Here is a 22,262-nt window from a genome sequence, read left to right as displayed (position 1 = left end):
TTGTAGAACAAAAATTTTAGAATGACTACAATTCGTGTTTTTAAATTACTCTTTGTTTGTGTTTTACTATTTTCAAATTGTAAAATCAACCAACGAAAAAACGGACAAAAAGTTGGTCGTTGGGTTTATAAAGACAACGTTATGGATGACGTACTAATTTCAAAAGGAAGATACAAACACGATTTAGAAACAGGCATTTGGAGAGAATTTGCTAACAAAAAATTAGTCTCTAAAAAGAAATATAAAAACGGAATTTGCCAAACCATCAATTATCATTCAAACGGAAAAAAAATGTCAGAAGGTATTTCTAAATTAGAAATTGATAGCACAATGGCACATTGGTTTTTATCCGACGAATGGAAATTTTATGATGAAAAAGGCACTTATTTAGGTTCGAAATTTTATGAAAAAGGCACACCAATAGCCAGTACTTTAGACACTTTAAATTAATAAAACATGCAACTGACACCAACTGAAGAACAATTAATGAACTACCTCTGGAAACTTAAAAAAGGCTTTATGAAAGACCTCTTAGAAGCTTTCCCAGAACCCAAACCTGCATCAACTACGGTAGCAACTTTATTGAAGAGAATGGTGGACAAAAAATTTGTAGGCTATAAAGTAATAGGAAACAACAGAGAATATATTCCTTTGGTTAAAAAAGAGGCTTATTTTTCAAAACACGTGAACGGTTTGATAAAGAATTTCTTTAACGATTCTGCATCACAGTTTGCATCGTTTTTCACGACACAAACTGATTTATCTACTTTTGAATTAGAAGAGCTTCAAAAAATTATCGACGCACAACTTAAAAAGAAACAGCAATGATGGACTTTTTACTAAAATCGACACTTTCGCTTGGCTTGCTTTATAGCGTATATATTTTGTTGCTTGAAAAAGAAAAAATGCCTTATTTTAATAGATTCTATCTGTTATTTGGGCTGCTATTTTCATTACTTATTCCTTTTTTTACTTTTGAAATACCTGTGGAACGTACAGCTGTTGCAGTTCAAAACACTATACAAGCATTGCCTGTTTCAACTGTAATTTTAGAAGAAAAAACTACTTATATTCCATTCATTCTTTGGAGTGTTTATGCTTTAGTTTCCATTGCTTTACTTTCTCGTTTTGTGCTTAATTTGATTACTATTGAACAAAAAATAAAAACAAATGCTACTCAAAAAATTCAAAATGCGACCTTGGTTTTATTGAACGAGAACGTTTTACCACATACTTTTCTCAGCTACATTTTCATCAACAAAGAGAATTTTGAAAACAAAAAAATAGAAGGCGAATTATTCTCCCATGAACTAACTCACGTCCAACAAAAACATACTTTAGACATTCTCTTTATCGAAATCCTAAAAACCATTTTTTGGTTCAACCCCATCTTGATTTTATATAAAAAAGCAATCCAACTCAATCACGAATTTCTTGCAGACGAAAACGTGGTACGATCTCATAACAATGTTCCGTATTACCAGAGTTTGCTCTTGCAAAAAGGAAACGGCACTCAAACGATTTACTTGGCCAGTAATTTGAATTTTTTAGTAACCAAAAAACGATTAATTATGATGACAAAAACCACGTCTTCGAAAACCATCTTTCTTAAAAAGATAGCCATTTTACCCGTATCTACTTTATTGATTTACTTTTTGTGCTTTGAAACCGTAGCCCAACAAAGGAATCAAACCTCAACAAACCAGTCAGAAAAATCTAAAGTTTCAGATGATGTAAAATTAGACGACTATTTTGCTGGAGTACGTTTCAAAGTTTATAAAAAAGGTTCAAACAGAAAAACAGCGGTTATTGGTGAAGATTTGATTTTAGATAAACTTTATGAAGAGTTAACAACAGAAGACAAAGCAAAATTTAAAACTTGGCTAACAGTTCCTAACGCTATTGTAAAAAAATCGCCAACCAAAAAAGAATTTGAGGATTACAAAGACAGTAAAAAATACGCCATTTGGATAGACAATAAAAATGTTCCAAATTCAGAACTTAATAAATACACCCCTGAAGAAATTGCATATTTTTCTGGAAGTGCTGTTTTTAAAAATGCGCGAACTAAAAAACACCCACAACCTTTTCAGTTTTGGTTTTTTACACATTCGTATTTTGATAAAAATAATATGGGTAAAAAACCTACTAAGTATCCAGGTGATAAAGTAGAACTATTTATAGATTATGAAAAGGAAATTGCAGTTGAAAAAGCACCTCGGTTAGACAAAGAAGTTGCCATTCCGAAAGACCAAGAACCCAAGTCTGACATTTACTTAGCAGTTGAAAAACGACCAGAATTTCAAGGCGGAATTCAAAAATTTTACGATTTTGTTGGACAAAATTATAAAATGCCTGATGTAAAAGATTTAAAAGGAAGAGTTTTTATCCAATTTGTAGTCGAAAAAGACGGAAGCTTAACTAATTTTAAAGTTTTGCGTGACATTGGTCACGGAACTGGCGAAGAAGCCGTTCGCGTTTTAAAACTTTCGCCTAAGTGGATTCCGGGCGAAGAAAACGGGAAAAAAGTACGGGTTTTATATTCGTTACCTATTTCTATACAAGGAAATTGATTTGGATTTAACCCAAAAAAACACCAATCAGAAACAAATTTCAACAAAAAATCCATTCTTTCAACGGAATGGATTTTTTTATAGCTAGGTTTAAGAATTTTACATCAATGCAATAATTTCTTTTTTCAACGCATCGTATTCGCCTTGCAAAATCAAACCGTTGTCTAAAAGTCGTTTGTAATTTTGCAGTTTATCAAATAATTCGTCCTGAGAAAGTGCACTTAATGGACGCTCTTTAGGGGTTGATTCCACATCTGGAAATTGTTTTTCCGCTCTGTAATCTGATTGTGCTACCGGAATAATATCGGCAAAATCCGTCACTTCTTCTGTTTCTATTTCTTCAATTGGTTCTTGCGTTTGTGCTTCAATAAAAACCTCAGATTGTACAATTTCGGGTTGCAAAACGGCTTCTTCCATTGATGCAAAACCCATTTTTTGTTCATCCAATTGTTCTTTGGCAAATGTATAAATTTTTCGCGCCTGAATTTTTGGCAAATAATCCATCGAAATGGTCAAATTTGTTTTGGTAATAAACGAAAATTCAGAACCCAACATACTTTCATTTACAGAAGTATGCGAAATATTGTCCCAGTTATAATCCACAAAGTCCATCGAGAAACCCAGATTTTTTGGTTTGCAAATAATGATTCGTTTGTTGGTCAAAATAATGCTGTCCGGAAAAACAGTTACAGGCTTTTTTTGGACACCAATATACCCAACTTCCTCGTTTTTCATCAATAAATCGGATAACTTCGAAGTGATTTTTTCAATCGCTTTTGGGTCTTGTTCTTCGTTTAAAAACTTTTTTATCTGTTCGTTCATGTTTTGAGTTGCTATTATATTTTGTAAATGTACTGTCTAATTATCTAATTTTCAAATTATCTATTCGCCTAAATTAATCTCAGTCTGTATTTTTTTTGTCAAACTTTTGAAAACCAAATCGTACGAATGATCGATTAATTCTCGAACCATTTTATCCGAAACATCACCGTTTAAAGTCACCGTATTCCAATGGATTTTACTCATATGATAGCCCGGTTGTATGTCGTTGAATTCCGCTCTAAGTTCCTCAGCCCGTTCTGGGTCACATTTCAAATTGACGGAAGGTGTTCCTTTTTCCCATTGAGACAAAGAAGAAAGCGCAAACATTTTTCCACCGACTTTAAAAACCAATGTATCTTCATCAAACGGAAAATGCTCTGTAACGCCTTTTTTGGCAAGACAAAATTCGAAATATTGCTGGATGTTCATTGTGAGTAAGGGGTTTAGAGTTTTGAGTAGGGAGTCGCTAGGAAGTTGGGAGTTTAAATTCTATTATATTTTTGATGAGCCAAATTTAACTGGATTTATAATCATGTAATAAATTAATTTTCCTACTTCATTATTTAAGTCTGTTAGGTTTTTATAATTTGATTCATCCAAATACCCGCAAGATAAAGAGAAATCTAACCATACTTTGGCTTCCGAATTTTCAGTCTCCGCATCGGTCAATTTACTCAAAAAGTTTTTAGAATAAATCCTTTTTCGGTAGGCTTCTGTGATTGTTACAGTTACACTTCTCGAACTCCGCCTGATTTGATCCGTTAAAAAATGTCGTTCTTCCCTCATAAAAGCCTTAGAAACCTCAAAAATCTGCATTGCCAATAAATATGATTTTTTATAAGCCAATAAATCTTTGTAATCCATTTATATTATCATTTAAACTTTAATCTCTTTACTCCAAACTCCGTATTTTAAACTCAAGACTACTCACCACTAACTACTCCAAACTATATAAAATGGGCTTAGACGGAGCTGCATCATTCTCAAAAGAAGCAATTTGCAAATTCAACAAATAACTTCCGTCTGAAATGTCATCTTTTACAAAAATCATTTCGGTAATTGTGGCGTCCATTCGCGCATCTTCATTTAAAATAGTAACATCTTTCACATTCCAAAAGGCTTTATGTGCCAATAATTTTCCCTCGTCGTGTTCCTTGTCCACACTTGGCAAGTCGATTAAAAGGTGTTTTATTCCGCTTTCGCGAATAAATCCCGAAGCTTTTTCATCCAGAAAAGGCGGATTTGTGTTGGAATAGTTCTTTGAAAGTTTCTCGTTCTTGTTTGGTAAAGTCCGGATAACAATTGCCTCTGGCGTTTTTCCATTCAACGCTTTCTCGATTTGCTCCTTTGTAATAACTAAATCTTCTCCTTGCAGTTCTGGCGCAACCGAAACCAATTCTGCCAGGAAAAAAAACGTTTTCAAGGTTTGGTTGATGCTATAAAACTCCTTGGTAATATGTCCCAAACATTCCGTGTGGGTCCCGTGAGCGTGTGGATTGAAAAAAATATTATTAAAATTGGTAGACGATTTTCCTTCCGAAACTTTACCTATCCAATCGCCCATTTTTACGGGTTCAATTTGAGGCAGGTCTTGGTACCAAGCGACTGGATTTTCATCGGTATTGGACAACGTAATGGAAATATCGAGTGGTTTTGAGAAGTCTACTTGAAAGGTTTTCGCATTGTGATTTATGGTTGCTTTCACATTAAAAAATTTAGTATTCCAAAACTAACATTTTTAATTTAAATTTGAGGATAACTTCAAGATTAAGCGTTCGATAAAAAACACCACTTCACGCTTCAGAAAAATTATTATCTTTGAAAAATGACAACAATAGATATAAAAAACGAAATTACCAAAGCGCTGGATCATGTTCCAGATAAAATACTTGTTGATATCTTGGATTTAATTAAAGAAGTACAATCTGACGTTTCTAAGTCAACTTTACCCTCCAACTTAAAAAAAGTTCTGTCGGAAGACAGCGATTTACTTGATAGACTGGCTCAATGATTTCAATTAAAGAAACAGAAATAATTCATAATATCTTAATTGATAAATTTGGCGGTACAAAAGGTATTCGTGATTTCCGTGGTTTGGAATCAGCACTGGCAAGACCATTCTCAACATTTGATAATCAAGATTTGTATCCAAATGCGGTTGAAAAAGCTGCGGCTATTTTTGAAAGCATAATTATTAATCATCCTTTTATGGATGGAAATAAAAGAACAGCTTATACGCTAATGAGATTGTTGCTTTTAGAAAATAATTTAGATATCGTAGCAAGTCAAGATGACAAATATAGCATGGTAATAATGGCAAGCAAAGGGGATTTTAGATTTGAGGACATAAAATTGTGGATCTATTCGAAACTCAAAAAATAAATTAATCTTTTCTCAATCTAAACAAATTGCTTGCAATTCCATCTGTCAAAAACTTTCCTTTTTTAGTCGCTTTGAGCATACCATTTTCAATCGAAAGCAAATCATCAGCAATGAATTTTTGGGATTGTTTCAACAAATAATCCAAGTATTTCACACCAAACTCGTTTTCAATTCGATCCATAGAAACACCCCAAATGGTTCGCAAACCCGTCATCACGTACTCGTTGTACTGGTCGTTTACACTCAGGATTTCTCTTTCCGAAGGAATGATGTTTTCGTTTAGAGATTTTAAATAAATACTATTATTGGCACTATTCCAACTTCTGGAAATTCCATCGTAACTGTGTGCCGACGGACCGATTCCCAAGTACTTTTTACCCAACCAATACCCCGAATTGTTCTTTGAAAAGAAATTTTCTTTACCAAAATTTGACAGTTCGTAATGTATAAATCCACTTTCTTGTAAAGTATCCACTAGAATCTGAAAATGTTCTTGCGCCACATCGTCCCTAGGTTCGGCAATTTTTCCGGTTTGGATTAATTTTTTTAGAGCTGTTTTCGGTTCCACCGTCAATGCATAACTGGAAATGTGTGGAATGCCAAAACTTAAAGCTGTTTTGATATTCTGCAACCACATTTCATTCGTCATGTTTGGAATTCCATAAATCAAGTCAATTGAAATATTGTCGAAATAACGCGTTGCCATTTGTAGTGCATTTTTGGCTTCCGCCGAATTATGGGCCCGATTCATCATTTTCAAATCATCTTCAAAAAAAGATTGAACGCCGATGGAAAGTCGGTTAATTGGGGTTTCTGAAAGTGCAACAATACGTTCCTCTGGCAAGTCATCGGGATTGGCTTCGAGCGTAATTTCAGGATTCTCAATTACTTCAAAATGATCATAAACCGTTTGAATCAAAAACTCAATTTCAGTATTCGTCAAAACAGAAGGCGTTCCTCCTCCAAAGTAAATCGTTTCAACCATTTCAACTATTTCGCTTTTTCGCATCCGAATTTCTTTGGCTAAAGCCAAAACCATTTCGTCCTTCTTTTTCATCGATGTCGAAAAGTGAAAGTCGCAATAGTGGCAAGCTTGCTTGCAAAATGGGATGTGGATGTAGATGCCTGCCATATTTTTTAAATATTGAATCACAGTAGCAGTTTAAAGTTTTGTGACTGAAAACTGCGACTGAAAACTATTTTTTCACTCGTTTCTCATTATCTTTTACAAATGCATCCCATCCCGAATAACTTTTCGTCCCAACGACTTTTCCACTGTTAAAAAAGTGACAAACCGCAGCTGCCAATCCATCCGTAGAATCCAGATTTTTGGGTAAGGTTTTCAGTCCTAGAAGTTGTTGCAGCATTTTGGCTACTTGTTCTTTAGATGCATTTCCGTTTCCGGTGATGGCCATTTTGATTTTTTTGGGTTCGTATTCGGTAATCGGGATTTGGCGTGAAAGTCCCGCAGCCATAGCAACGCCTTGAGCTCTTCCTAATTTGAGCATCGACTGCACGTTTTTACCAAAAAACGGCGCTTCAATGGCAATTTCATCGGGATGATGTGTGTCAATCAATTCGATGGTTCGCTCAAAAATGACTTTCAATTTCATGTAATGATCGTCGTATTTGTTCAAAATCAGTTCATTTAATTGAATGAACTCCATTTTCTTGTTGATCACTTTGATCAAGCCAAAACCCATAATGGTTGTTCCGGGGTCGATTCCTAATATGATGCGTTCGTGTGTCAAAATTATGGTTTCAAGTTTCAAGTTTCTTGCTAAAAATCTGGAATCAGCACTGCAATTTGGGCGTTTCCCTTTGGGCCGGGCTATTCACTTCAATCTTTTGTTCCGTCCCGAAGGGTCGGGACTCCACAAAAGGATTTCCGTTTCTATCCCTAACGCAAATAGCGATTGACCATCAAATGCAGCTGATTTTTCAAAACCAGATAAAATCCATTTTAATAAACTTACAAGGTTTTGAAAACTTTGCAGGAATCTTGATTGCTTTGCTTTACTTTTGCAAGGATGATTTCAATTCCTTACAAAGCTAAACAATTCTTGGTGTTTCTTGCGAAACTTTTAATTGTTGGTGGTGCTTTATATTTTATTTACAACCAATTGGTGCACAACGAAAAACTCGATTGGAACCAGTTTCTTGCATTATTAGAACGAAAAAAGTCGATTGCAGGAATTGCATTTATTCTTTCGTTGAGTTTTTTGAACCGCTTTTTAGAAATTTTAAAATGGCAAAATCTCGCACAAAAACTCCAACCCATTTCCTTGTCCAAAGCTACCGAACAAGTTTTGGCCGCCTTAACCGCTGGACTTTTCACGCCCAACGGAATTGGAGAGTATGCGGGAAAAGCGCTCTATTTTCCAAAGAAAAACACCGGTGAAGTGGTGTTTTTAAACTTGATTTGCAACGGAATTCAAATGATTTTAAGCATTCTTTTTGGGATTGTTGGTTTGCTGATTTTAGGCTATTGGCTTGAAGTGGGCATTTTATTGTTGGTAGTTTTAGGACTTGGTTTACTGTTTTTTTTGCTAAAAAAAATTACCATCAAAGGCTACTCATTGAATCAGTTTTTTGAAAAAATAAATGCTTTGCCTAAAAAAATGCACCAAAGAAACCTTGTTTTGGCGGTGTTGCGGTATTTGACTTTTTCGCACCAATACTACTTTTTGTTTTTGGCGTTTGATGTCAACATGCCTTATTTTACATTGATGGGAACCATTGCGGCAGTTTATTTTTTGGCTTCTTCATTGCCGACTTTTCAGTTTTTGGATTTTGCGGTAAAAGGTGGCGTTTCGGTTTACTTTTTCGGTATTTTAGGAATCAACGAATGGATTATTGTATTTATCAGTATGCTGATGTGGTTTCTCAATATCGTTTTGCCCGTTTTGGCGGGAAGCGTTTACGTGTTTCGATTTAAACCCCAACTTCATAAAACGGTATGATTTACAGTATAATGCTTCTTTTAATCGTTGTGGTTTATGGATATTTTATCCTTCGATTTGCTTTTGGAATAGGCAAAGTTCCCTATTTTACTACACAATACCAAAGTCCGAAAACTGCATTTAGCATCATCGTTCCATTCCGGAATGAAACGAAAGTGCTGCCAGATTTGTTGTTGTCGCTTTCGCAAATAAATTATCCGCGTGAATTATTTGAAATCATTTTTATGGATGACGACTCTACAGATGGCTTTCAGTTTGGTACCTATAATTTTGATTTTAAGGTATTAAAAAACATTCGAAAATCGAATTCCCCAAAAAAGGATGCGATAGAAATTGCCGTACAACACGCCAAAAACGAATGGATTGTTACCACCGATGCTGATTGTTTGGTGCCTGAAAATTGGCTTAAAACTTTGGACGCTTTTATCCGTGAACACAATGTTGAAATGATTGCAGGACCCGTTACTTATTACACAAATGACGAATTTCTGCAGCATTTTCAGCTGTTGGAAATCATGAGTTTGCAAGGTGCTACGATGGGCAGTTTTGGCATTTCAAAACCCTTTATGTGCAATGGTGCTAATTTTGCCTATACCAAAAATTTGTTTGAAAAACTCATGGGTTTTGCTGGTTGCAATCATATTTCGAGTGGCGATGATGTTTTTTTATTACAAAAAACCATTCAATCGCATGAATTTGGAATTTCCAAAATAGGCTATTTAAAAAATCACGACTTTTTAGTGCTGACACAACCCTGTTTTTCGTGGAAGTCCTTACTTCATCAACGGATTCGTTGGGCTTCAAAGACTTCTGCATACAAAAGTTTTTTTGCAAAATCTGTTGCCATTGCTGTATTTCTGGGTAATTTAGCTATCGTTGTCGGATTGGTTTTTTGTTTTTTTGGAATAATTCCATTTTGGGATTGGTACTTGATTTTTACCTTAAAAATCATTGCTGACTTTGTCTTACAATTTAAAACAGGAAAATTTATCCAACCCCGACAAATACGTTTTTATGTTTTGAGTACTTTGCTGTATCCTTTTTTTAGTGTAGGAGTTGCTTTGTTTTCGTTGAAAGGAAATTATGAATGGAAGCCGAGGTGATGTGGGATTTTTGGATTTTTGGATTTCTAGCCCCGATAGTAATGGAAATTTTGAAGGAAAAAAACCCAGTATTTTCCTGATAGAAAGATCGACCAACGGCTCCGAAGCTTCGGGACTTTTCCTACAGAGAAAATAAGGGGCTTTGACTGAAAAATTGAAATGGATAGCAGTCCCGAAGTTTCGGGATAGCTTCAAAAAAAATTATTCCTGCTTTAAGATTACGGGAAGAATAAACTGCGTCTTTACGGGAATTCCGCGTTTAAGAGCGGGATTGATTCGCGGGAAATTTTTGAGTTTTTCGGTCAGTACACTGTCGATTTTAATTTTATCGTAGGCAACCGAATCTTGTGGAAATTGCGGTTCAAACGCAATGGTGGCATCCGGAAAAATGGTTACTTTTACGGCAATGGTGTCGACGTTTACTCCTAAAAACGGTAAGGTATCTTGGCTTATTTTTTGTTGAATGAGAGCGGTTAAATATTCGAAAAAACATTGTTGGCGCTGGGATTTGTCTTGAATATTATCACATTCTGAAATGGATGGATATTGATCGACTTGGTTCCAATTGATGGTGTTCAACTCTTTTTGGAGCAATTCTTCTTTGGACGGAGTAGGTTTGCGAAAATAATCGCATGACGAACCGCAAATTAGAACCAGTAGAATCGCTAAACTTTTAGTGAGTTGCATGTATTGGTCAAGTGTTATTTTATATTTTTCAAATGTACTAAAATTAATTTTTATGGATTACATCTTATTAATGATTGGTTTGATTTGTATGATTGTGGGTATTTTGGGTAGTTTCCTCCCCGTTTTACCTGGCCCGCCAATTAGTTGGTTGGGATTATTACTACTTTTTAGTACCGATGCAGTCCCGATGAACTATTGGACGCTTGGCATTACGCTATTCGTTGCAATACTTGTAGCTGTTTTGGATTATGTGATTCCAGCAAAAGGAACCAAACGTTTTGGCGGAAGCAAATACGGCATTTGGGGTACTAATATTGGATTGATTTTAGGGCTTATCGCTCCAATTCCGTTGGGATTTATTATTGGACCGTTTGTGGGTGCCTTTGTGGGCGAATTGATTTACAACTCTTCGGATAAAAAAAGGGCATTGAAATCGGCGACGGGTTCTTTTATCGGATTTTTGGCTTCTACTTTTATGAAATTTGTGGTTTGTATGGTGTATTTGGGTTTGTTTATTTATTTGGCTTGGACAAACAGCCCTAATTTTTAATAAAAAACATCAATTCAAATGGTTGATTCAAACTGATGTTTCTTTAAAGTTAAATACTTTCAGATAGCATTTCTGTTTCTTCTTCAATTGCCTCGTTTAGTTCTCCAAATGACACTAAATTTGGCTTGGAAGCTTTGGCAGCATTAAAACGCTCTAGTTGTTCCAAATCACCTTCTTCACCGCTAAAATAAGGAAAAACATCCATAATGGGCGATTCCATAATCATCGGAATGGTGTAATCTCCCGTTGTTCCTTTCATTACTTCTACGGTATGGTCAAAAGCTTCTTTGACATCATTGGCTTGAAGCAAAAAGTGAATATTGGTTTTGCGTTCCTTTCCACTCTCTTCATCATAAGCTACTAGCGCGATTTTAGATTTAAACCATCGGTCGCAATTTTCAAACGGATGAATTTCGGCAAAATTGGCTAACTTGATGTTGGTTATTTTAAACTCTTCACTGATGTAGGCTGCCATTTCTTCGTTAATTCGGCGTTCTGCTTCGGTATAAGATACAGCATCAACGAGATACGGCTCGGTAACTACTTTTTGAATTCCAGCATCGTTTGTTTTTCTATATTTTACTTTACATTCGTACCAGGTTGCACTCATAATTTCTATTTTTTTAGGAAGTCAAAGATAGATTAAAACGAAAAATAAAGAGACCGTTTGTAAAAATAGATATTCACAATTTGGAAAATTTACAGAAGAAATAATTAAATACGAAACTGTTTTCATAATAGCACCAAAAACAAAAAAGCCATCCACAAAGTGGAAAGCTTTTCATTGGTCTAACTACTAAACCTACCCTTTCGGGTAAAAACAACACAACTATTTTAGATACCGTTATTGGACAAAAAAGCACTTCATTTCTGAAGTGCTTTTCCCAATATAGCGGTCTGGACGGGACTCGAACCCGCGACCCCATGCGTGACAGGCATGTATTCTAACCAACTGAACTACCAAACCTCTGCTCTATTGCGGTTGCAAATATACAACTCATTTTGATTTCTGCAAGTGTTTTATGAAAAAAAAAAATGCCTTTTATTCCCTATATCAAGCAAAAGATTGTTTTTCAATCAAATAGGTGGTTAAAATTTTTTCAAAATCTTCTCCCACATTTACTGGAACGTAGCGAATTTTGTTTTGCATACAAGTCATTTCAATTTTTTTGAAATAATTTTTCACTTCCTTTTCGTATGTCTCCTTTATATTATCGGCAAAAACATGTACTTCTTCGCCCGTTTCTAAATCTACAAATTTTCTTGGTCCATTATCAAAATCAAAATTTACCTCGGTGTGTTGATCAATTACATGAAACAACACCACCTTATGCTTATTATGCTTCAGATGCTGCAAAGCATTGAACAAGGCGTCTTGATTACCGGATTGAAACATATCGGTAAAAAGCACAATCATCGAACGGCGGTGCATTTTCTCGGCAATTTGATGCAAAAATGTCACCGTATCGGTAGGCTTTGTTTCTTTCTTATTGTGAAGTAGATTTTCAAGTTGACTCAACAACATACGGTGGTGCCTATCGCTTCCTTTTTCAGGAGCATAATATTCGTAAGTATCCGAATAAATACTTAAACCTACTGCATCTCGTTGTTTTTTGAGCAAATTCATCAAAACAGCAGATGCCAAAACGCAAAAGCCAATCTTGTTTTTATAAAATAATTCGTTTGATTTCAATGCTGGATATTGCATAGAAGACGAATTATCAATGATGAGGTGGCAACGCAAATTTGTTTCCTCTTCATATCTTTTGGTATACAATCGATCGGTTTTGGCAAACAATTTCCAGTCGATGTGTTTGGTACTTTCGCCAGCATTGTAGGTTTTATGTTCGGCAAACTCTGCTGAAAATCCGTGAAAAGGACTTTTATGCATTCCCGAAATAAATCCTTCTACTACTTGGTTTGCCAAAAGCTCCAAGTGCTGAAATCGCGCTATATTTTCGAATTGTGATTCAATATTCATAAACCAAAGATATTGAAAAGATTGGAGATTTTGAAAAGGAATTGCATACAAAGGTGCTATGAAAACCCAAATAGCCCCGACTGGAGGGAATCCCGATTTTTCATCGGGATGGATGGAAGGCGGGAATAGGAAAACCTGAAAAAGCCCAAGCGGTTCGCTCCAAAAAAAAAAGGTTTGACAATCGCCAAACCTTTTCCATTTATGTTGCAATTTGCGTTACAACAATGCATCTAGTGCATCAGTATATGCTTTTTTAGGAGAAACGCCCACTTGACGGCCCACCACTTCTCCATTTTGAAATACCAAGACTGTTGGAATATTTCGTACTCCGTATTTTGCTGCAAATTCTTGATTTGCATCCACATCTACTTTTCCTACAATTGCTTTTCCTTCGTATTCCGTAGCAACTTCGTCGATAACGGGACCTACCATACGGCAAGGCCCACACCATGCTGCCCAAAAATCTACTACTACGGGTTTGTCTGATTTCAATACCACTTCCTCAAAAGTAGCATCTGTTATTGTTAATGCCATAATATTTTTTTTAATTAGTACACAAAGCTACATTTTTTAATTGAGTATTAAAATGATTTTAAATTAGTTTTAGCAATTCGCAAATAGCTAAAAATGATTTTCTAATTCAAACGGAAGTTCAAATCAAATTTTTCCAATTGCTGTAAAAGTTCGTGACAAATATTAACTTTTACTTTTCGGCTGTTCATCGACAGCTTGGTTAAAATTCTAGTTTCTTCATTTACCGTTGGAATTTCTAGTGGAATTTCAGTTTCCAAAACTTCCTCTGCATCCATTTCTTGGTCTATTTGAAGATCTTGCTCGTTATCAGAAAAATCCATTTCTACCTTCATCGGGGTGCTTTTAACCAGTGTTTTTTCAGTTTCAACAATTTCAAAACTCAATTGGTGATCGCCTTGAAATTCTGAAAAAACGGTATTCAAATGATTTATAAGTTCAGGTTTCAGGGTTTTAATGTCTAAATCGATGATTATCTTTTTAGAAAAATTAGTCAAGACATCTTGCAGTTGCTTCGCTTCGGTAAACTGAATTCGCGGATCTGATTTTTTTCCCGTTTCTCTATTAACCCAACCTTCTTTGACTAAAATTTTGAAAAACGTAAAATTATTTTGAATCAAAAAGTGTCGGAATTTAAGGTATTCTTCATTGAAAATGCGGAACTCGAAACTTTCGTCAAAACCTTCTAAAGTAAACATTGCCCAGCCTTTTCCGTTTTGAGAAACACGGTGCTGGACGTTATTAATAATTCCGGCAAATGTCAAGCTCTTACCTACATTTTGCTCTAGATTTTTTAAGGCCTCGAGATTGGAATTACAAAAATATTTCATCTCAAACCGGAAATCATCAAGTGGATGACCCGAAATGTAAATCCCAACTACTTCTTTTTCTTTAGCTAATTTTTCCATCGTGCTCCAGTCTTCGCAAGGAGGCACGACGGGTTCGGCAATTTGAACATCACTCGACTCACCAAATAAACTTACCTGAGACGAATTTTCGTTTTCTTGAAATTTAGCTCCATAACGAATTGCTTTTTCATAAAATGTAACATTATCGCTATCTTCTTGGTGAAAATACTGGGCTCTTGTAGTTCCTTCGAATGTGTCAAAACCTCCCGCTAAGGCCAGATTTTCGATTGCTTTTTTATTTGCAGCCCGAAGATCGATCCGTTTAGCCAAATCAAAAATCGATTTGTACTTTCCATCTTTCCGATTTTCTACAATTGTTTGAACTGCTCCAGAACCCACCCCTTTTACAGCTCCCATACCAAAGCGAATGGCGTAGGCATCGTTAACTGTAAACTTATAAAAAGATTCGTTTACACAAGGACCCAAAACCTTTAGCCCCATTCGTTTGCATTCTTCCATAAAAAACGAAACCTGTTTGATGTCGTTCATATTATTCGAAAGTACCGCCGCCATGTATTCTGCGGGATAATGTGCTTTGAGATACGCCGTTTGATATGCAATCCAAGCGTAACATGTAGAGTGCGATTTATTAAAAGCATAACTCGCAAATGCCTCCCAGTCTTTCCAAATTTTTTCTAAAATAGCAGCGTCGTGACCTTTTGCTGAAGCTTGCTCCACAAATTTGGGTTTCATTTTATCCAAAACGTCTTTTTGCTTTTTACCCATTGCTTTTCGCAAAACATCGGCATCACCTTTTGAAAATCCTGCCAAAGACTGCGACAAAAGCATTACTTGTTCCTGATAAACGGTAATTCCATAGGTCTCACCCAGATATTCCTCGCAAGCATCTAAATCGTATTTTATTTCTTCTTCGCCATTTTTTCGGCGAACAAATGACGGTATATATTCAATTGGGCCGGGACGATACAAAGCATTCATCGCAATTAAATCGCCAAAGACAGTTGGTTTCAAATCCTTCATGTACTTTTGCATTCCAGGAGATTCGTACTGAAATATCCCTACCGTTTCTCCTCGTTGAAAAAGTTCGTAGGTTTTTTTGTCGTCGATGGGAAATTCATCCGGATTCAAGTCAATTCCGTTTCGATATTTAACGAGTTTCACGGTATCTTTGATTAACGTCAAGGTTTTCAGTCCCAAGAAATCCATCTTTAACAAGCCTGCACTTTCTGCTACGGAGTTGTCGAACTGTGTGACGTATAACTCAGAATCTTTGGCAGTTGTAACCGGAACGAAATTCGTAATATCTGAAGGTGTAATAATTACACCGCAGGCGTGAATACCCGTATTTCGCAACGACCCTTCTAAAATTTTGGCTTGTTGAATGGTTTCGCCAGCCAGTTCTCCTTCATTCGCAATGGCAATTAACTCTTTTACACTATCGAATTCATCCGAACGTAATGCTTTTTTTACCTCATCTTCGTTCTCTGAAATAAAACGTGCCAAGTTCCATTTGGAAGGCATCATATTCGGAATTAATTTCGCAATCCGATCCGCTTCAAAAAGTGGCAAATCGAGTACACGAGCGGTATCTCGAATGGCCGATTTGGTTGCCATTTTACCATACGTGATAATTTGTGCCACCTGCTTTCGTCCGTATTTATTAATTACATAATCCATCACGCGACCGCGACCCTCATCGTCAAAATCAATATCAATATCGGGCATCGACACACGATCGGGATTCAAGAAACGCTCAAAAAGCAAATCGTATTTAATCGGATCGATATTGGTAATTCCCAAACAATACGCCACGGCAGAACCTGCAGCAGAACCCCTACCCGGCCCTACAGAAACGTCCATTTTTCGGGCTTCGGCAATGAAATCTTGCACAATTAAAAAGTAACCTGGATAACCCGAATTGGATATCGTTAATAGCTCAAAATCCAAGCGCTCTTTAATTTCAGGCGTAATGGTACCGTATCTTTTTTCGGCACCCAGCATCGTTAGGTGACGTAAATAGGCATTTTCGCCTCGAACACCTCCGTCTATTTCATCTTCTGGCATCAAAAATTCTTGCGGAATGTCGTATTTAGGTAATAAAACGTCACGATACAACGAGTAAATTTCGACTTTATCGACGATTTCCTGAATGGAAATAATTGCTTCTGGTAAATCCGAAAACAATTTTTTCATCTCGTCTTCGGATTTAAAATAATATTCTTGATTGGGTAAACCGTAGCGGTAACCTCTTCCACGACCAATAGGCGTGGCTTGTTTTTCGCCGTCTTTGACACACAACAAAATATCGTGAGCGTTGGCGTCTTCTTTATTTAAGTAAAAAGTATTGTTGGTGGCAACTAATTTAACATCGTGTTTTCTCGAAAATTCAATCAACGTTTTGTTGACTCTGTTTTCATCTTCTTGGTTATGGCGCATAATTTCCAAATAGAAATCGTTGCCAAATTGCCGTTTCCACCAAAGGAGTGCTTCTTCCGCTTGATTCTCTCCAACATTTAAAATTTTACTGGAAATTTCTCCATATAAACTTCCTGACAAAACGATGATGTCTTCTTTATATTTTTCGATAATTGCACGGTCTATTCTCGGCAGGTAATAGAATCCCTTAGTATAAGCAAGGGACGCCATTTTAACCAAATTATGATAGCCCTTTTTATTTTTGGCCAACAATACAATTTGATAGCCGTTGTCTTTTTTGGTTCGGTCTTCGTGGTTTTCGCAAACGTAAAATTCGCACCCTACAATGGGTTTAATTTCAACATCTTCAGGTTTTTCGCCTGCTGCAATTGCTACCTCAATTTTTACTTTTGCCGATTTATTATGATTCATTACGGCGCTTACAAAGTGAAAAGCACCCATCATGTTTCCGCTGTCCGTCATGGCAACAGCGGGCATTTTAAATTTGGAAGCTGCCGAAATCATATTCGGAATCGCAATCGTGGATTGTAACACCGAAAATTGCGTATGATTGTGCAAATGTGCAAATCGAGCTTCTTTTAAATCTTTTTTTTCAGCAGCTGAAATAATGGTTTTACTTCCACCTGCTTCAAGGGTTTGCAACTGCTTGCGAATTTCTTCTGAAGCCGCTTTTAAATTGATGTGTTTTAATCCAATGAGCTGAAATTCATATGGATTTTGTTGCTGAAATTCTTTGAAATAAGAAGCGGGAACTTCTAGTTGTTCTTTGGTAAAAACTTCTCTTCGAATTAATTCTAAGAAACAACGTGTTGTAGCTTCCACATCGGCAGTAGCATTGTGGGCTTCAGAAAAAGGCACGTTAAATAAATACTGATGTAGTTCGGTTAAGGTAGGTAATTTAAAACGGCCGCCTCTACCACCAGGAAGTTTTAATAAATTGGCGGTAACCTCAGTACACGTATCGAGGACTTTCTTCGAATTCATAGGAGATTCAATTCCCATTCGATGAAATTCGGCACCCATAATATTAAGGTCAAAACCCAGATTTTGACCCACAATAAATTTGGTTTTTGCTAGAGCAATGTTGAATTTTTCTAAAACTTCCAACAATAAAAAACCATTTTCCTTGGCCAATTCGGTTGAAATTCCGTGAATTCTTTCGGCATCAAAGGGAATATTAAAGCCTTCGGGTTTAATCAAAAAATCTTGATTTTCAATCAAGTTTCCCATTTCATCATGTAACTGCCAAGCAATTTGGATACAACGAGGCCAATTGGCAGAATCAGTTATGGGTGCGTCCCAACGTTTGGGCAATCCGGTGGTTTCCGTATCAAAAATTAGGTACATAGGTTGATAAATTCCAAAAAGTTAAATTCCAAATTCCAAAAGCTGTAAACGTACAAAGCTACGTTTAAAACTTAATTTTGCCAATATATAGTTATCAACAAATCAAAAAACCATTCTCAAAATTGACTAAACAATTTTAAGAATGGCATTTTATATAATTTGAAAAAAACAGTTTGATCTACTAAAAGTACATTATGCTATTTTTGACTGGTATTTTAGGAACAAAAAAGGTTTTAGTAACCACCTCTGTTTCCACCACCACGGTTGTCTCCGCCACGGCTGTTTCCTCCGTATCCACCACCGCCAGAATTGCGATCGCTTCCACCTCTGAATCCACCAGCTCCGCTTCCACCACCACGGTTTCCACCACCATTGAAGCTTCTTCTTTCTCCTTCTGGTTTTGGCTCTGATTTATTTACTACAATTGCACGTCCTTGAACAGTAGCTCCGTTCAATTCGTCAATTGCTTTTTGTGCATCGTCATCATTTGGCATTTCAACAAAACCAAATCCTTTACTTCTACCTGTAAATTTATCTGTAATAATTTTTACAGAATCTACAGTACCATAAGCCTCAAAAGACTCTCTTAAATCTGCTTCCTCAATGCTAAAAGGAAGACTTCCAACGAAAATATTCATATGTACTATTATTATAATTCAAACAAATGTAAACTATTTTATTTGCATTTTACAATGGAATACAATATTTGTGAATACATTAGTAAATTAAGTTTGTAAATTACAGAAAATCCTGCTTGGCAATTGTAAATTCGAATGTAGTTCCGGTATTTTTTGTAGATTGAACGTTGATTTTTCCGCCAAGACCTTTAACTAATTTTTTAACCGTAGAGAGCCCTACACCTGTTCCTTTTTTACCAAAACGATCAACATTTGCTACAATTTCGAAAATGTCAAATATTTTTTCTTGATATTTTTTGTCGATTCCCGCTCCATTATCAAGAACATGAAATGTATAAAAATCGGCATTTTCCGAAAAACCAATTGTAATTTCCACCCTTTCTTTATCGTTGTATTTGATGGCATTACTAATCAAATTTAGAAAAATTTGCTGCAAAGCAATTTTATTTGCGGTAATTAGAGGCGCTTTGTACTCTTTGATGAAATGATACTGGTTGGTAGGATCTAGTAATTCAATTGACTTCGTTACTACTTCGTCTAATTTAAAAACGCTTTTCTTTTCGGTCAACACATGGTCACTTTGACTGTGTTCCAATATGCCGTCGACCAATTCCCGTAATGTTTGAGAAGAAGTAACCAGCATCGACATCATCATTTTAGCATTATCGTCCAAGCTAAAGGAATATTGTTCCAATAAAATATCAATAAGACCTGAGATATTATTTAAGGGCGATTTGATGTCGTGTGCGGCAACCCGAGCAAATTTTTCCAATTCCTTATTTCGGTTTTCCAAATCAGCGGTCAGTAGTTCTAAAAGTATTTTACTTTTGCGAAGTTCAAACAAACTTACTACTTGATTAGACAAGGCTTTCAATGCTTTTAGCTGTTCTTGACTCAACTCTTTCGGCTTGTTGTCGATAACACATAAAGTTCCCAATGCAAAACCTTCTGGACTTACAAGCGGCACTCCGGTATAAAATACCACATGTGGATCGCCTACAACGAGTGGATTATCCTGAAACCGCTCGTCCAATCGGGAATCTTTAACAGTAAAAATCTGACCAGGATCGACAATAGCATGACCACAAAACGAATATTCTTTAGGAGTTTCTGCAACTTCCAAACCCACTTTTGATTTAAACCACTGCCGGTTTTCGTCGATTAAACTAATGGTAGAAATAGCGGTTCCGCAAATTTGCGAAGCCAGCTGGGTGATGTCGTCGTACTCCTTTTCGGGAAGGGTATCTAAAACGGAATATTCTTTTAGAGCTTTAAGTCTAATAGTTTCATTTGTGGGGATTTGAGGGGCTTTCATTCCAACAAATTTAAAATTAAAGTATAAAAAAAGCCACTCTTTTTAGAATGGCTTCGTATAAAATTTATAACGCCGGCCCAAATGTTATGGGTATTTCATAAAAAACGCCTTCCTGAAAATTGATTCGATCTAACTCCGTAGGAACTTCACCTGTGTAAGGTGCGTCAAATCGAAATGTTCCAGATATTGTTCCTGGTTTTTGTATCGCTGCATTTTGAATAACCAACTCACCATTTGCCTGATCTTCAACATCTGTTGCATACATCAATACTTGGCCGTTATTTACATAACTGTATTCGGCAAGAGCGAAGGGATTGTTACTGAAATCAAAAGTAGCATCTTGAAAAAAAGAAGTGTTACCTGTACCCGTAATCAATACAGGATAAGCTGTCATTGTGAGTTTTTCAAAACCTTTAAAACCTGTTAACACCAAGGTGCTGTCCGACATTCTGTAAACTGCCGTATAGTCGTCAGCTCGCCACATAAAATTATCTTTTCTTGCTTGAAAAGCGGGAGTATTGAAACTTACTTCTTCTTCACATGAAGCTAATACAGTAACAATCATTAATAATGCGAAAATCTTTTTCATTTAATTATTCAATTTACAGATTTGGAACTCAATTATAGGTTACAAAAATAGTTTTTAAAACGAAATATGCTAAATTATTTTCTATAAATTAAATTTCATCCTGCATAATTAACAAAATTAGACATTCAAGTGAAACATTTCGTTGATTTTCAATTTAAAAAGCAACTCAAAAGTTGAATGAAATAAAAAAAAATGTATCTTTGCACCCTTAATTAATCGAGGTCGTGTACCTCAAAATTTAATCTTAGATTATGTCTGTAAAAATTAGATTACAAAGACACGGTAAAAAAGGAAAACCTTTTTACTGGGTTGTAGCAGCTGATGCTCGTTCAAAAAGAGATGGTAAATACCTAGAAAAAATTGGTACTTACAATCCAAACACAAACCCTGCAACTATTGAATTAGATGTAGACAGTGCTGTTAGATGGTTGCACAATGGTGCTCAACCAACTGACACTGCAAAAGCAATTCTTTCTTACAAAGGAGCTTTATTGAAACACCACCTTGATGGCGGTATTCGTAAAGGTGCTTTGACACAAGAGCAAGCTGATGCTAAATTGGCTGCTTGGTTAGAAGCAAAAGACAGCAAAGTTAATGCTAAAAAAGACGGATTGTCTACTTCAAAAGCAGACGCAAGAGCAAAAGCACTTGCCGCTGAGAAAAAAGTAAACGAAGACCGTGTAGCTGCTGCTAAAAAAGCGGAAGCTGATGCAATTGCTGCTGCTGAAGCTGCAAATGCTCCAGAAGAAGTAGCTGCAGAAGAAACAGCTACTGAAGAAAACAACGAAGAAGCTCAAGCCTAATTTAACTAGCGGTAATGCGTAAAGAAGATTGTTTCTATTTAGGTAAAATCGCGAAAAAATTTAGCTTTAAAGGGGAAGTGCTTATCTATTTAGATACAGACGAACCCGAGTTATACGAAAACTTGGAATCAATGTTTGTCGAATGCGGCAAACATTTGGTTCCTTTTTTTATTGAAAACAGTTCGTTACACAAAAACGACTTTTTACGTGTTCGTTTTGAAGACGTAAACAATGAAGAAGAAGTAGATGCGCTTTTAGGCAATCACGTGTATCTTCCCTTAAAAATGTTGCCCAAACTTTCGGGTAACAAATTCTACTTTCACGAAGTAATTGGCTTTGAAGTCGAAGACAAACGTCTGGGATTTGTTGGCGAAATTCAATCCATCAACGACAGTTCTGCCCAACCGCTTTTCGAAGTTTTGAATGGCGACACAGAAATTTTGATCCCGATGATTGACCATTTCTTGGTAAAAATTGATCGAGAAAACAAGAAGGTGATTATGGATTTACCGGAAGGTCTAATAGAAATGTATTTATAAAATTAAAGTTTTAATTTTGAACCATTAAGAAATTAAGAAAATTAGGGTAACTCTTAATGAAAGTTTTAATTTTGAACCATTAAGAAATTAAGAAAATTTAAGGTAACTCTTAATGAAAGTTTTAATTTTGAACC

25 protein-coding genes and 1 tRNA gene are annotated in these 22,262 nt (G+C 36.0%); 11 read left to right on the top strand and 15 right to left on the bottom strand.

Annotated elements, in window-relative coordinates; all coding sequences use genetic code 11:
* Positions 1 to 21 precede the first annotated feature (21 nt).
* Genes ACIQ2X_RS01925 through ACIQ2X_RS01915 form a run of 3 tightly spaced genes read left to right on the top strand, consistent with a single transcriptional unit; the run spans position 22 to position 2,573 of the window.
* A complete protein-coding gene (locus tag ACIQ2X_RS01925; protein ID WP_396177189.1) occupies positions 22 to 450 on the top strand; it encodes a hypothetical protein in 429 nt (142 codons plus the stop codon).
* Between the two features lie 6 nt (positions 451 to 456).
* Positions 457 to 828: a BlaI/MecI/CopY family transcriptional regulator gene (locus tag ACIQ2X_RS01920; protein WP_396177188.1), complete on the top strand. Its 372-nt coding sequence runs from the start codon at positions 457 to 459 to the stop codon at positions 826 to 828.
* Positions 825 to 2,573 carry a M56 family metallopeptidase gene (locus ACIQ2X_RS01915; protein ID WP_396177187.1) on the top strand — a complete coding sequence of 583 codons (1,749 nt, stop codon included), beginning with the start codon at positions 825 to 827 and terminating at the stop codon, positions 2,571 to 2,573. The genes ACIQ2X_RS01920 and ACIQ2X_RS01915 overlap by 4 nt, the downstream gene beginning before the upstream one ends.
* 99 nt (positions 2,574 to 2,672) lie before the next feature.
* Here the strand turns inward: ACIQ2X_RS01915 and ACIQ2X_RS01910 are convergent, their stop codons facing one another.
* The 4 genes from ACIQ2X_RS01910 to ACIQ2X_RS01895 form a co-directional block, all read right to left on the bottom strand.
* On the bottom strand, positions 2,673 to 3,395 hold the full coding sequence (locus tag ACIQ2X_RS01910; RefSeq protein ID WP_396177186.1) for a PH domain-containing protein: 723 nt from the start codon (positions 3,393 to 3,395) through the stop codon (positions 2,673 to 2,675).
* 60 nt (positions 3,396 to 3,455) lie between these two features.
* Positions 3,456 to 3,824 carry an MmcQ/YjbR family DNA-binding protein gene (locus tag ACIQ2X_RS01905; protein WP_396177185.1) on the bottom strand — a complete coding sequence of 123 codons (369 nt, stop codon included), beginning with the start codon at positions 3,822 to 3,824 and terminating at the stop codon, positions 3,456 to 3,458.
* A 63-nt stretch (positions 3,825 to 3,887) separates the two neighbouring features.
* Positions 3,888 to 4,259 (bottom strand): four helix bundle protein, encoded by a 372-nt coding sequence (locus tag ACIQ2X_RS01900; RefSeq protein ID WP_396177184.1) that lies wholly within the window; start codon positions 4,257 to 4,259, stop codon positions 3,888 to 3,890.
* Positions 4,260 to 4,332: 73 nt separating this feature from the next.
* Positions 4,333 to 5,100, bottom strand: a complete 768-nt coding sequence (locus tag ACIQ2X_RS01895; protein WP_396177183.1) for a cyclase family protein — start codon at positions 5,098 to 5,100, stop codon at positions 4,333 to 4,335.
* A 120-nt stretch (positions 5,101 to 5,220) separates the two neighbouring features.
* Between ACIQ2X_RS01895 and ACIQ2X_RS01890 the strand changes: the two genes are divergently transcribed.
* Positions 5,221 to 5,406, top strand: coding sequence for a hypothetical protein (locus ACIQ2X_RS01890; protein WP_396177182.1), 186 nt, complete (start codon positions 5,221 to 5,223; stop codon positions 5,404 to 5,406).
* The gene (locus tag ACIQ2X_RS01885) at positions 5,403 to 5,777 is read left to right on the top strand and encodes a type II toxin-antitoxin system death-on-curing family toxin (protein ID WP_396177181.1); all 375 of its coding nucleotides are present in this window, start codon (positions 5,403 to 5,405) and stop codon (positions 5,775 to 5,777) included. Before ACIQ2X_RS01890 ends, ACIQ2X_RS01885 begins: the two co-directional genes overlap by 4 nt.
* 1 nt (position 5,778) lies before the next feature.
* On the opposite strand, the gene hemW is transcribed toward ACIQ2X_RS01885, so the two are convergent.
* On the bottom strand, positions 5,779 to 6,909 hold the full coding sequence (gene hemW, locus ACIQ2X_RS01880; RefSeq protein ID WP_396177180.1) for a radical SAM family heme chaperone HemW: 1,131 nt from the start codon (positions 6,907 to 6,909) through the stop codon (positions 5,779 to 5,781).
* Positions 6,910 to 6,973: 64 nt separating this feature from the next.
* A complete protein-coding gene (gene ruvC / locus ACIQ2X_RS01875; RefSeq protein ID WP_396177179.1) occupies positions 6,974 to 7,528 on the bottom strand; it encodes a crossover junction endodeoxyribonuclease RuvC in 555 nt (184 codons plus the stop codon).
* A gap of 279 nt (positions 7,529 to 7,807) precedes the next feature.
* Between ruvC and ACIQ2X_RS01870 the strand changes: the two genes are divergently transcribed.
* The 3 genes from ACIQ2X_RS01870 to ACIQ2X_RS01860 are packed head-to-tail and all read left to right on the top strand — an operon-like array spanning position 7,808 to position 9,979.
* A complete protein-coding gene (locus tag ACIQ2X_RS01870; RefSeq protein WP_396177178.1) occupies positions 7,808 to 8,740 on the top strand; it encodes a hypothetical protein in 933 nt (310 codons plus the stop codon).
* A complete protein-coding gene (locus ACIQ2X_RS01865; protein ID WP_396177177.1) occupies positions 8,737 to 9,843 on the top strand; it encodes a glycosyltransferase in 1,107 nt (368 codons plus the stop codon). The genes ACIQ2X_RS01870 and ACIQ2X_RS01865 overlap by 4 nt, the downstream gene beginning before the upstream one ends.
* Positions 9,824 to 9,979 carry a hypothetical protein gene (locus tag ACIQ2X_RS01860; protein WP_396177176.1) on the top strand — a complete coding sequence of 52 codons (156 nt, stop codon included), beginning with the start codon at positions 9,824 to 9,826 and terminating at the stop codon, positions 9,977 to 9,979. The genes ACIQ2X_RS01865 and ACIQ2X_RS01860 overlap by 20 nt, the downstream gene beginning before the upstream one ends.
* A 65-nt stretch (positions 9,980 to 10,044) precedes the next feature.
* Here the strand turns inward: ACIQ2X_RS01860 and ACIQ2X_RS01855 are convergent, their stop codons facing one another.
* Positions 10,045 to 10,530, bottom strand: coding sequence for a hypothetical protein (locus ACIQ2X_RS01855; protein ID WP_396177175.1), 486 nt, complete (start codon positions 10,528 to 10,530; stop codon positions 10,045 to 10,047).
* Positions 10,531 to 10,582: 52 nt separating this feature from the next.
* On the opposite strand from ACIQ2X_RS01855, the gene ACIQ2X_RS01850 reads away from it, so the two are divergent.
* Positions 10,583 to 11,080 (top strand): DUF456 domain-containing protein, encoded by a 498-nt coding sequence (locus tag ACIQ2X_RS01850; protein WP_396177174.1) that lies wholly within the window; start codon positions 10,583 to 10,585, stop codon positions 11,078 to 11,080.
* A gap of 49 nt (positions 11,081 to 11,129) precedes the next feature.
* Here the strand turns inward: ACIQ2X_RS01850 and ACIQ2X_RS01845 are convergent, their stop codons facing one another.
* The 8 genes from ACIQ2X_RS01845 to ACIQ2X_RS01810 form a co-directional block, all read right to left on the bottom strand.
* Positions 11,130 to 11,690: a DUF4494 domain-containing protein gene (locus ACIQ2X_RS01845; RefSeq protein WP_396177173.1), complete on the bottom strand. Its 561-nt coding sequence runs from the start codon at positions 11,688 to 11,690 to the stop codon at positions 11,130 to 11,132.
* A gap of 283 nt (positions 11,691 to 11,973) precedes the next feature.
* Positions 11,974 to 12,047, bottom strand: a tRNA-Asp gene (locus tag ACIQ2X_RS01840).
* 87 nt (positions 12,048 to 12,134) lie between these two features.
* Entirely contained in the window at positions 12,135 to 13,061 is a 927-nt protein-coding gene (locus tag ACIQ2X_RS01835; protein ID WP_396177172.1) for a DUF58 domain-containing protein, read from the bottom strand.
* A gap of 216 nt (positions 13,062 to 13,277) precedes the next feature.
* Positions 13,278 to 13,595 carry a thioredoxin gene (trxA, locus tag ACIQ2X_RS01830; protein WP_396177171.1) on the bottom strand — a complete coding sequence of 106 codons (318 nt, stop codon included), beginning with the start codon at positions 13,593 to 13,595 and terminating at the stop codon, positions 13,278 to 13,280.
* A gap of 101 nt (positions 13,596 to 13,696) precedes the next feature.
* Positions 13,697 to 18,244, bottom strand: coding sequence for a DNA polymerase III subunit alpha (dnaE, locus tag ACIQ2X_RS01825; RefSeq protein ID WP_396177170.1), 4,548 nt, complete (start codon positions 18,242 to 18,244; stop codon positions 13,697 to 13,699).
* Between the two features lie 233 nt (positions 18,245 to 18,477).
* Positions 18,478 to 18,882 carry an RNA recognition motif domain-containing protein gene (locus tag ACIQ2X_RS01820; RefSeq protein WP_396177169.1) on the bottom strand — a complete coding sequence of 135 codons (405 nt, stop codon included), beginning with the start codon at positions 18,880 to 18,882 and terminating at the stop codon, positions 18,478 to 18,480.
* A 100-nt stretch (positions 18,883 to 18,982) separates the two neighbouring features.
* A complete protein-coding gene (locus ACIQ2X_RS01815; RefSeq protein WP_396177168.1) occupies positions 18,983 to 20,197 on the bottom strand; it encodes an ATP-binding protein in 1,215 nt (404 codons plus the stop codon).
* Positions 20,198 to 20,261: 64 nt separating this feature from the next.
* Complete coding sequence (locus tag ACIQ2X_RS01810; protein ID WP_396177167.1) at positions 20,262 to 20,786, bottom strand: DUF6252 family protein; 525 nt, start codon at positions 20,784 to 20,786, stop codon at positions 20,262 to 20,264.
* Positions 20,787 to 21,037: 251 nt separating this feature from the next.
* Between ACIQ2X_RS01810 and ACIQ2X_RS01805 the strand changes: the two genes are divergently transcribed.
* Both ACIQ2X_RS01805 and rimM read left to right on the top strand, forming a co-directional pair.
* Positions 21,038 to 21,589: a 30S ribosomal protein S16 gene (locus ACIQ2X_RS01805; protein ID WP_396177166.1), complete on the top strand. Its 552-nt coding sequence runs from the start codon at positions 21,038 to 21,040 to the stop codon at positions 21,587 to 21,589.
* Between the two features lie 14 nt (positions 21,590 to 21,603).
* Entirely contained in the window at positions 21,604 to 22,128 is a 525-nt protein-coding gene (gene rimM / locus ACIQ2X_RS01800; RefSeq protein ID WP_396177165.1) for a ribosome maturation factor RimM, read from the top strand.
* The last annotated feature ends 134 nt before the right edge of the window (positions 22,129 to 22,262 follow it).

Origin of the sequence: Flavobacterium sp., assembly GCF_044368625.1 — a bacterium.
In the GTDB taxonomy this organism is placed as follows: domain Bacteria; phylum Bacteroidota; class Bacteroidia; order Flavobacteriales; family Flavobacteriaceae; genus Flavobacterium.
This window is presented reverse-complemented; position numbering and strand designations above follow the sequence as displayed.

Coding starts and splice junctions, on each gene's coding strand:
- trxA (WP_396177171.1), bottom strand. CDS start 13,595: ATGGCATTAACAATAACAGATGCTACTTTTGAGGAAGTGGTATTGAAA.
- ACIQ2X_RS01910 (WP_396177186.1), bottom strand. CDS start 3,395: ATGAACGAACAGATAAAAAAGTTTTTAAACGAAGAACAAGACCCAAAA.
- ACIQ2X_RS01820 (WP_396177169.1), bottom strand. CDS start 18,882: ATGAATATTTTCGTTGGAAGTCTTCCTTTTAGCATTGAGGAAGCAGAT.
- ACIQ2X_RS01870 (WP_396177178.1), top strand. CDS start 7,808: ATGATTTCAATTCCTTACAAAGCTAAACAATTCTTGGTGTTTCTTGCG.
- ACIQ2X_RS01925 (WP_396177189.1), top strand. CDS start 22: ATGACTACAATTCGTGTTTTTAAATTACTCTTTGTTTGTGTTTTACTA.
- ACIQ2X_RS01845 (WP_396177173.1), bottom strand. CDS start 11,690: ATGAGTGCAACCTGGTACGAATGTAAAGTAAAATATAGAAAAACAAAC.
- ACIQ2X_RS01865 (WP_396177177.1), top strand. CDS start 8,737: ATGATTTACAGTATAATGCTTCTTTTAATCGTTGTGGTTTATGGATAT.
- ACIQ2X_RS01900 (WP_396177184.1), bottom strand. CDS start 4,259: ATGGATTACAAAGATTTATTGGCTTATAAAAAATCATATTTATTGGCA.
- ACIQ2X_RS01890 (WP_396177182.1), top strand. CDS start 5,221: ATGACAACAATAGATATAAAAAACGAAATTACCAAAGCGCTGGATCAT.
- ACIQ2X_RS01855 (WP_396177175.1), bottom strand. CDS start 10,530: ATGCAACTCACTAAAAGTTTAGCGATTCTACTGGTTCTAATTTGCGGT.
- ACIQ2X_RS01835 (WP_396177172.1), bottom strand. CDS start 13,061: ATGAATATTGAATCACAATTCGAAAATATAGCGCGATTTCAGCACTTG.
- ACIQ2X_RS01815 (WP_396177168.1), bottom strand. CDS start 20,197: ATGAAAGCCCCTCAAATCCCCACAAATGAAACTATTAGACTTAAAGCT.
- ACIQ2X_RS01905 (WP_396177185.1), bottom strand. CDS start 3,824: ATGAACATCCAGCAATATTTCGAATTTTGTCTTGCCAAAAAAGGCGTT.
- hemW (WP_396177180.1), bottom strand. CDS start 6,909: ATGGCAGGCATCTACATCCACATCCCATTTTGCAAGCAAGCTTGCCAC.
- ACIQ2X_RS01805 (WP_396177166.1), top strand. CDS start 21,038: ATGTCTGTAAAAATTAGATTACAAAGACACGGTAAAAAAGGAAAACCT.
- ACIQ2X_RS01920 (WP_396177188.1), top strand. CDS start 457: ATGCAACTGACACCAACTGAAGAACAATTAATGAACTACCTCTGGAAA.
- dnaE (WP_396177170.1), bottom strand. CDS start 18,244: ATGTACCTAATTTTTGATACGGAAACCACCGGATTGCCCAAACGTTGG.
- ACIQ2X_RS01885 (WP_396177181.1), top strand. CDS start 5,403: ATGATTTCAATTAAAGAAACAGAAATAATTCATAATATCTTAATTGAT.
- ACIQ2X_RS01915 (WP_396177187.1), top strand. CDS start 825: ATGATGGACTTTTTACTAAAATCGACACTTTCGCTTGGCTTGCTTTAT.
- rimM (WP_396177165.1), top strand. CDS start 21,604: ATGCGTAAAGAAGATTGTTTCTATTTAGGTAAAATCGCGAAAAAATTT.
- ACIQ2X_RS01850 (WP_396177174.1), top strand. CDS start 10,583: ATGGATTACATCTTATTAATGATTGGTTTGATTTGTATGATTGTGGGT.
- ACIQ2X_RS01860 (WP_396177176.1), top strand. CDS start 9,824: ATGAATGGAAGCCGAGGTGATGTGGGATTTTTGGATTTTTGGATTTCT.
- ACIQ2X_RS01810 (WP_396177167.1), bottom strand. CDS start 20,786: ATGAAAAAGATTTTCGCATTATTAATGATTGTTACTGTATTAGCTTCA.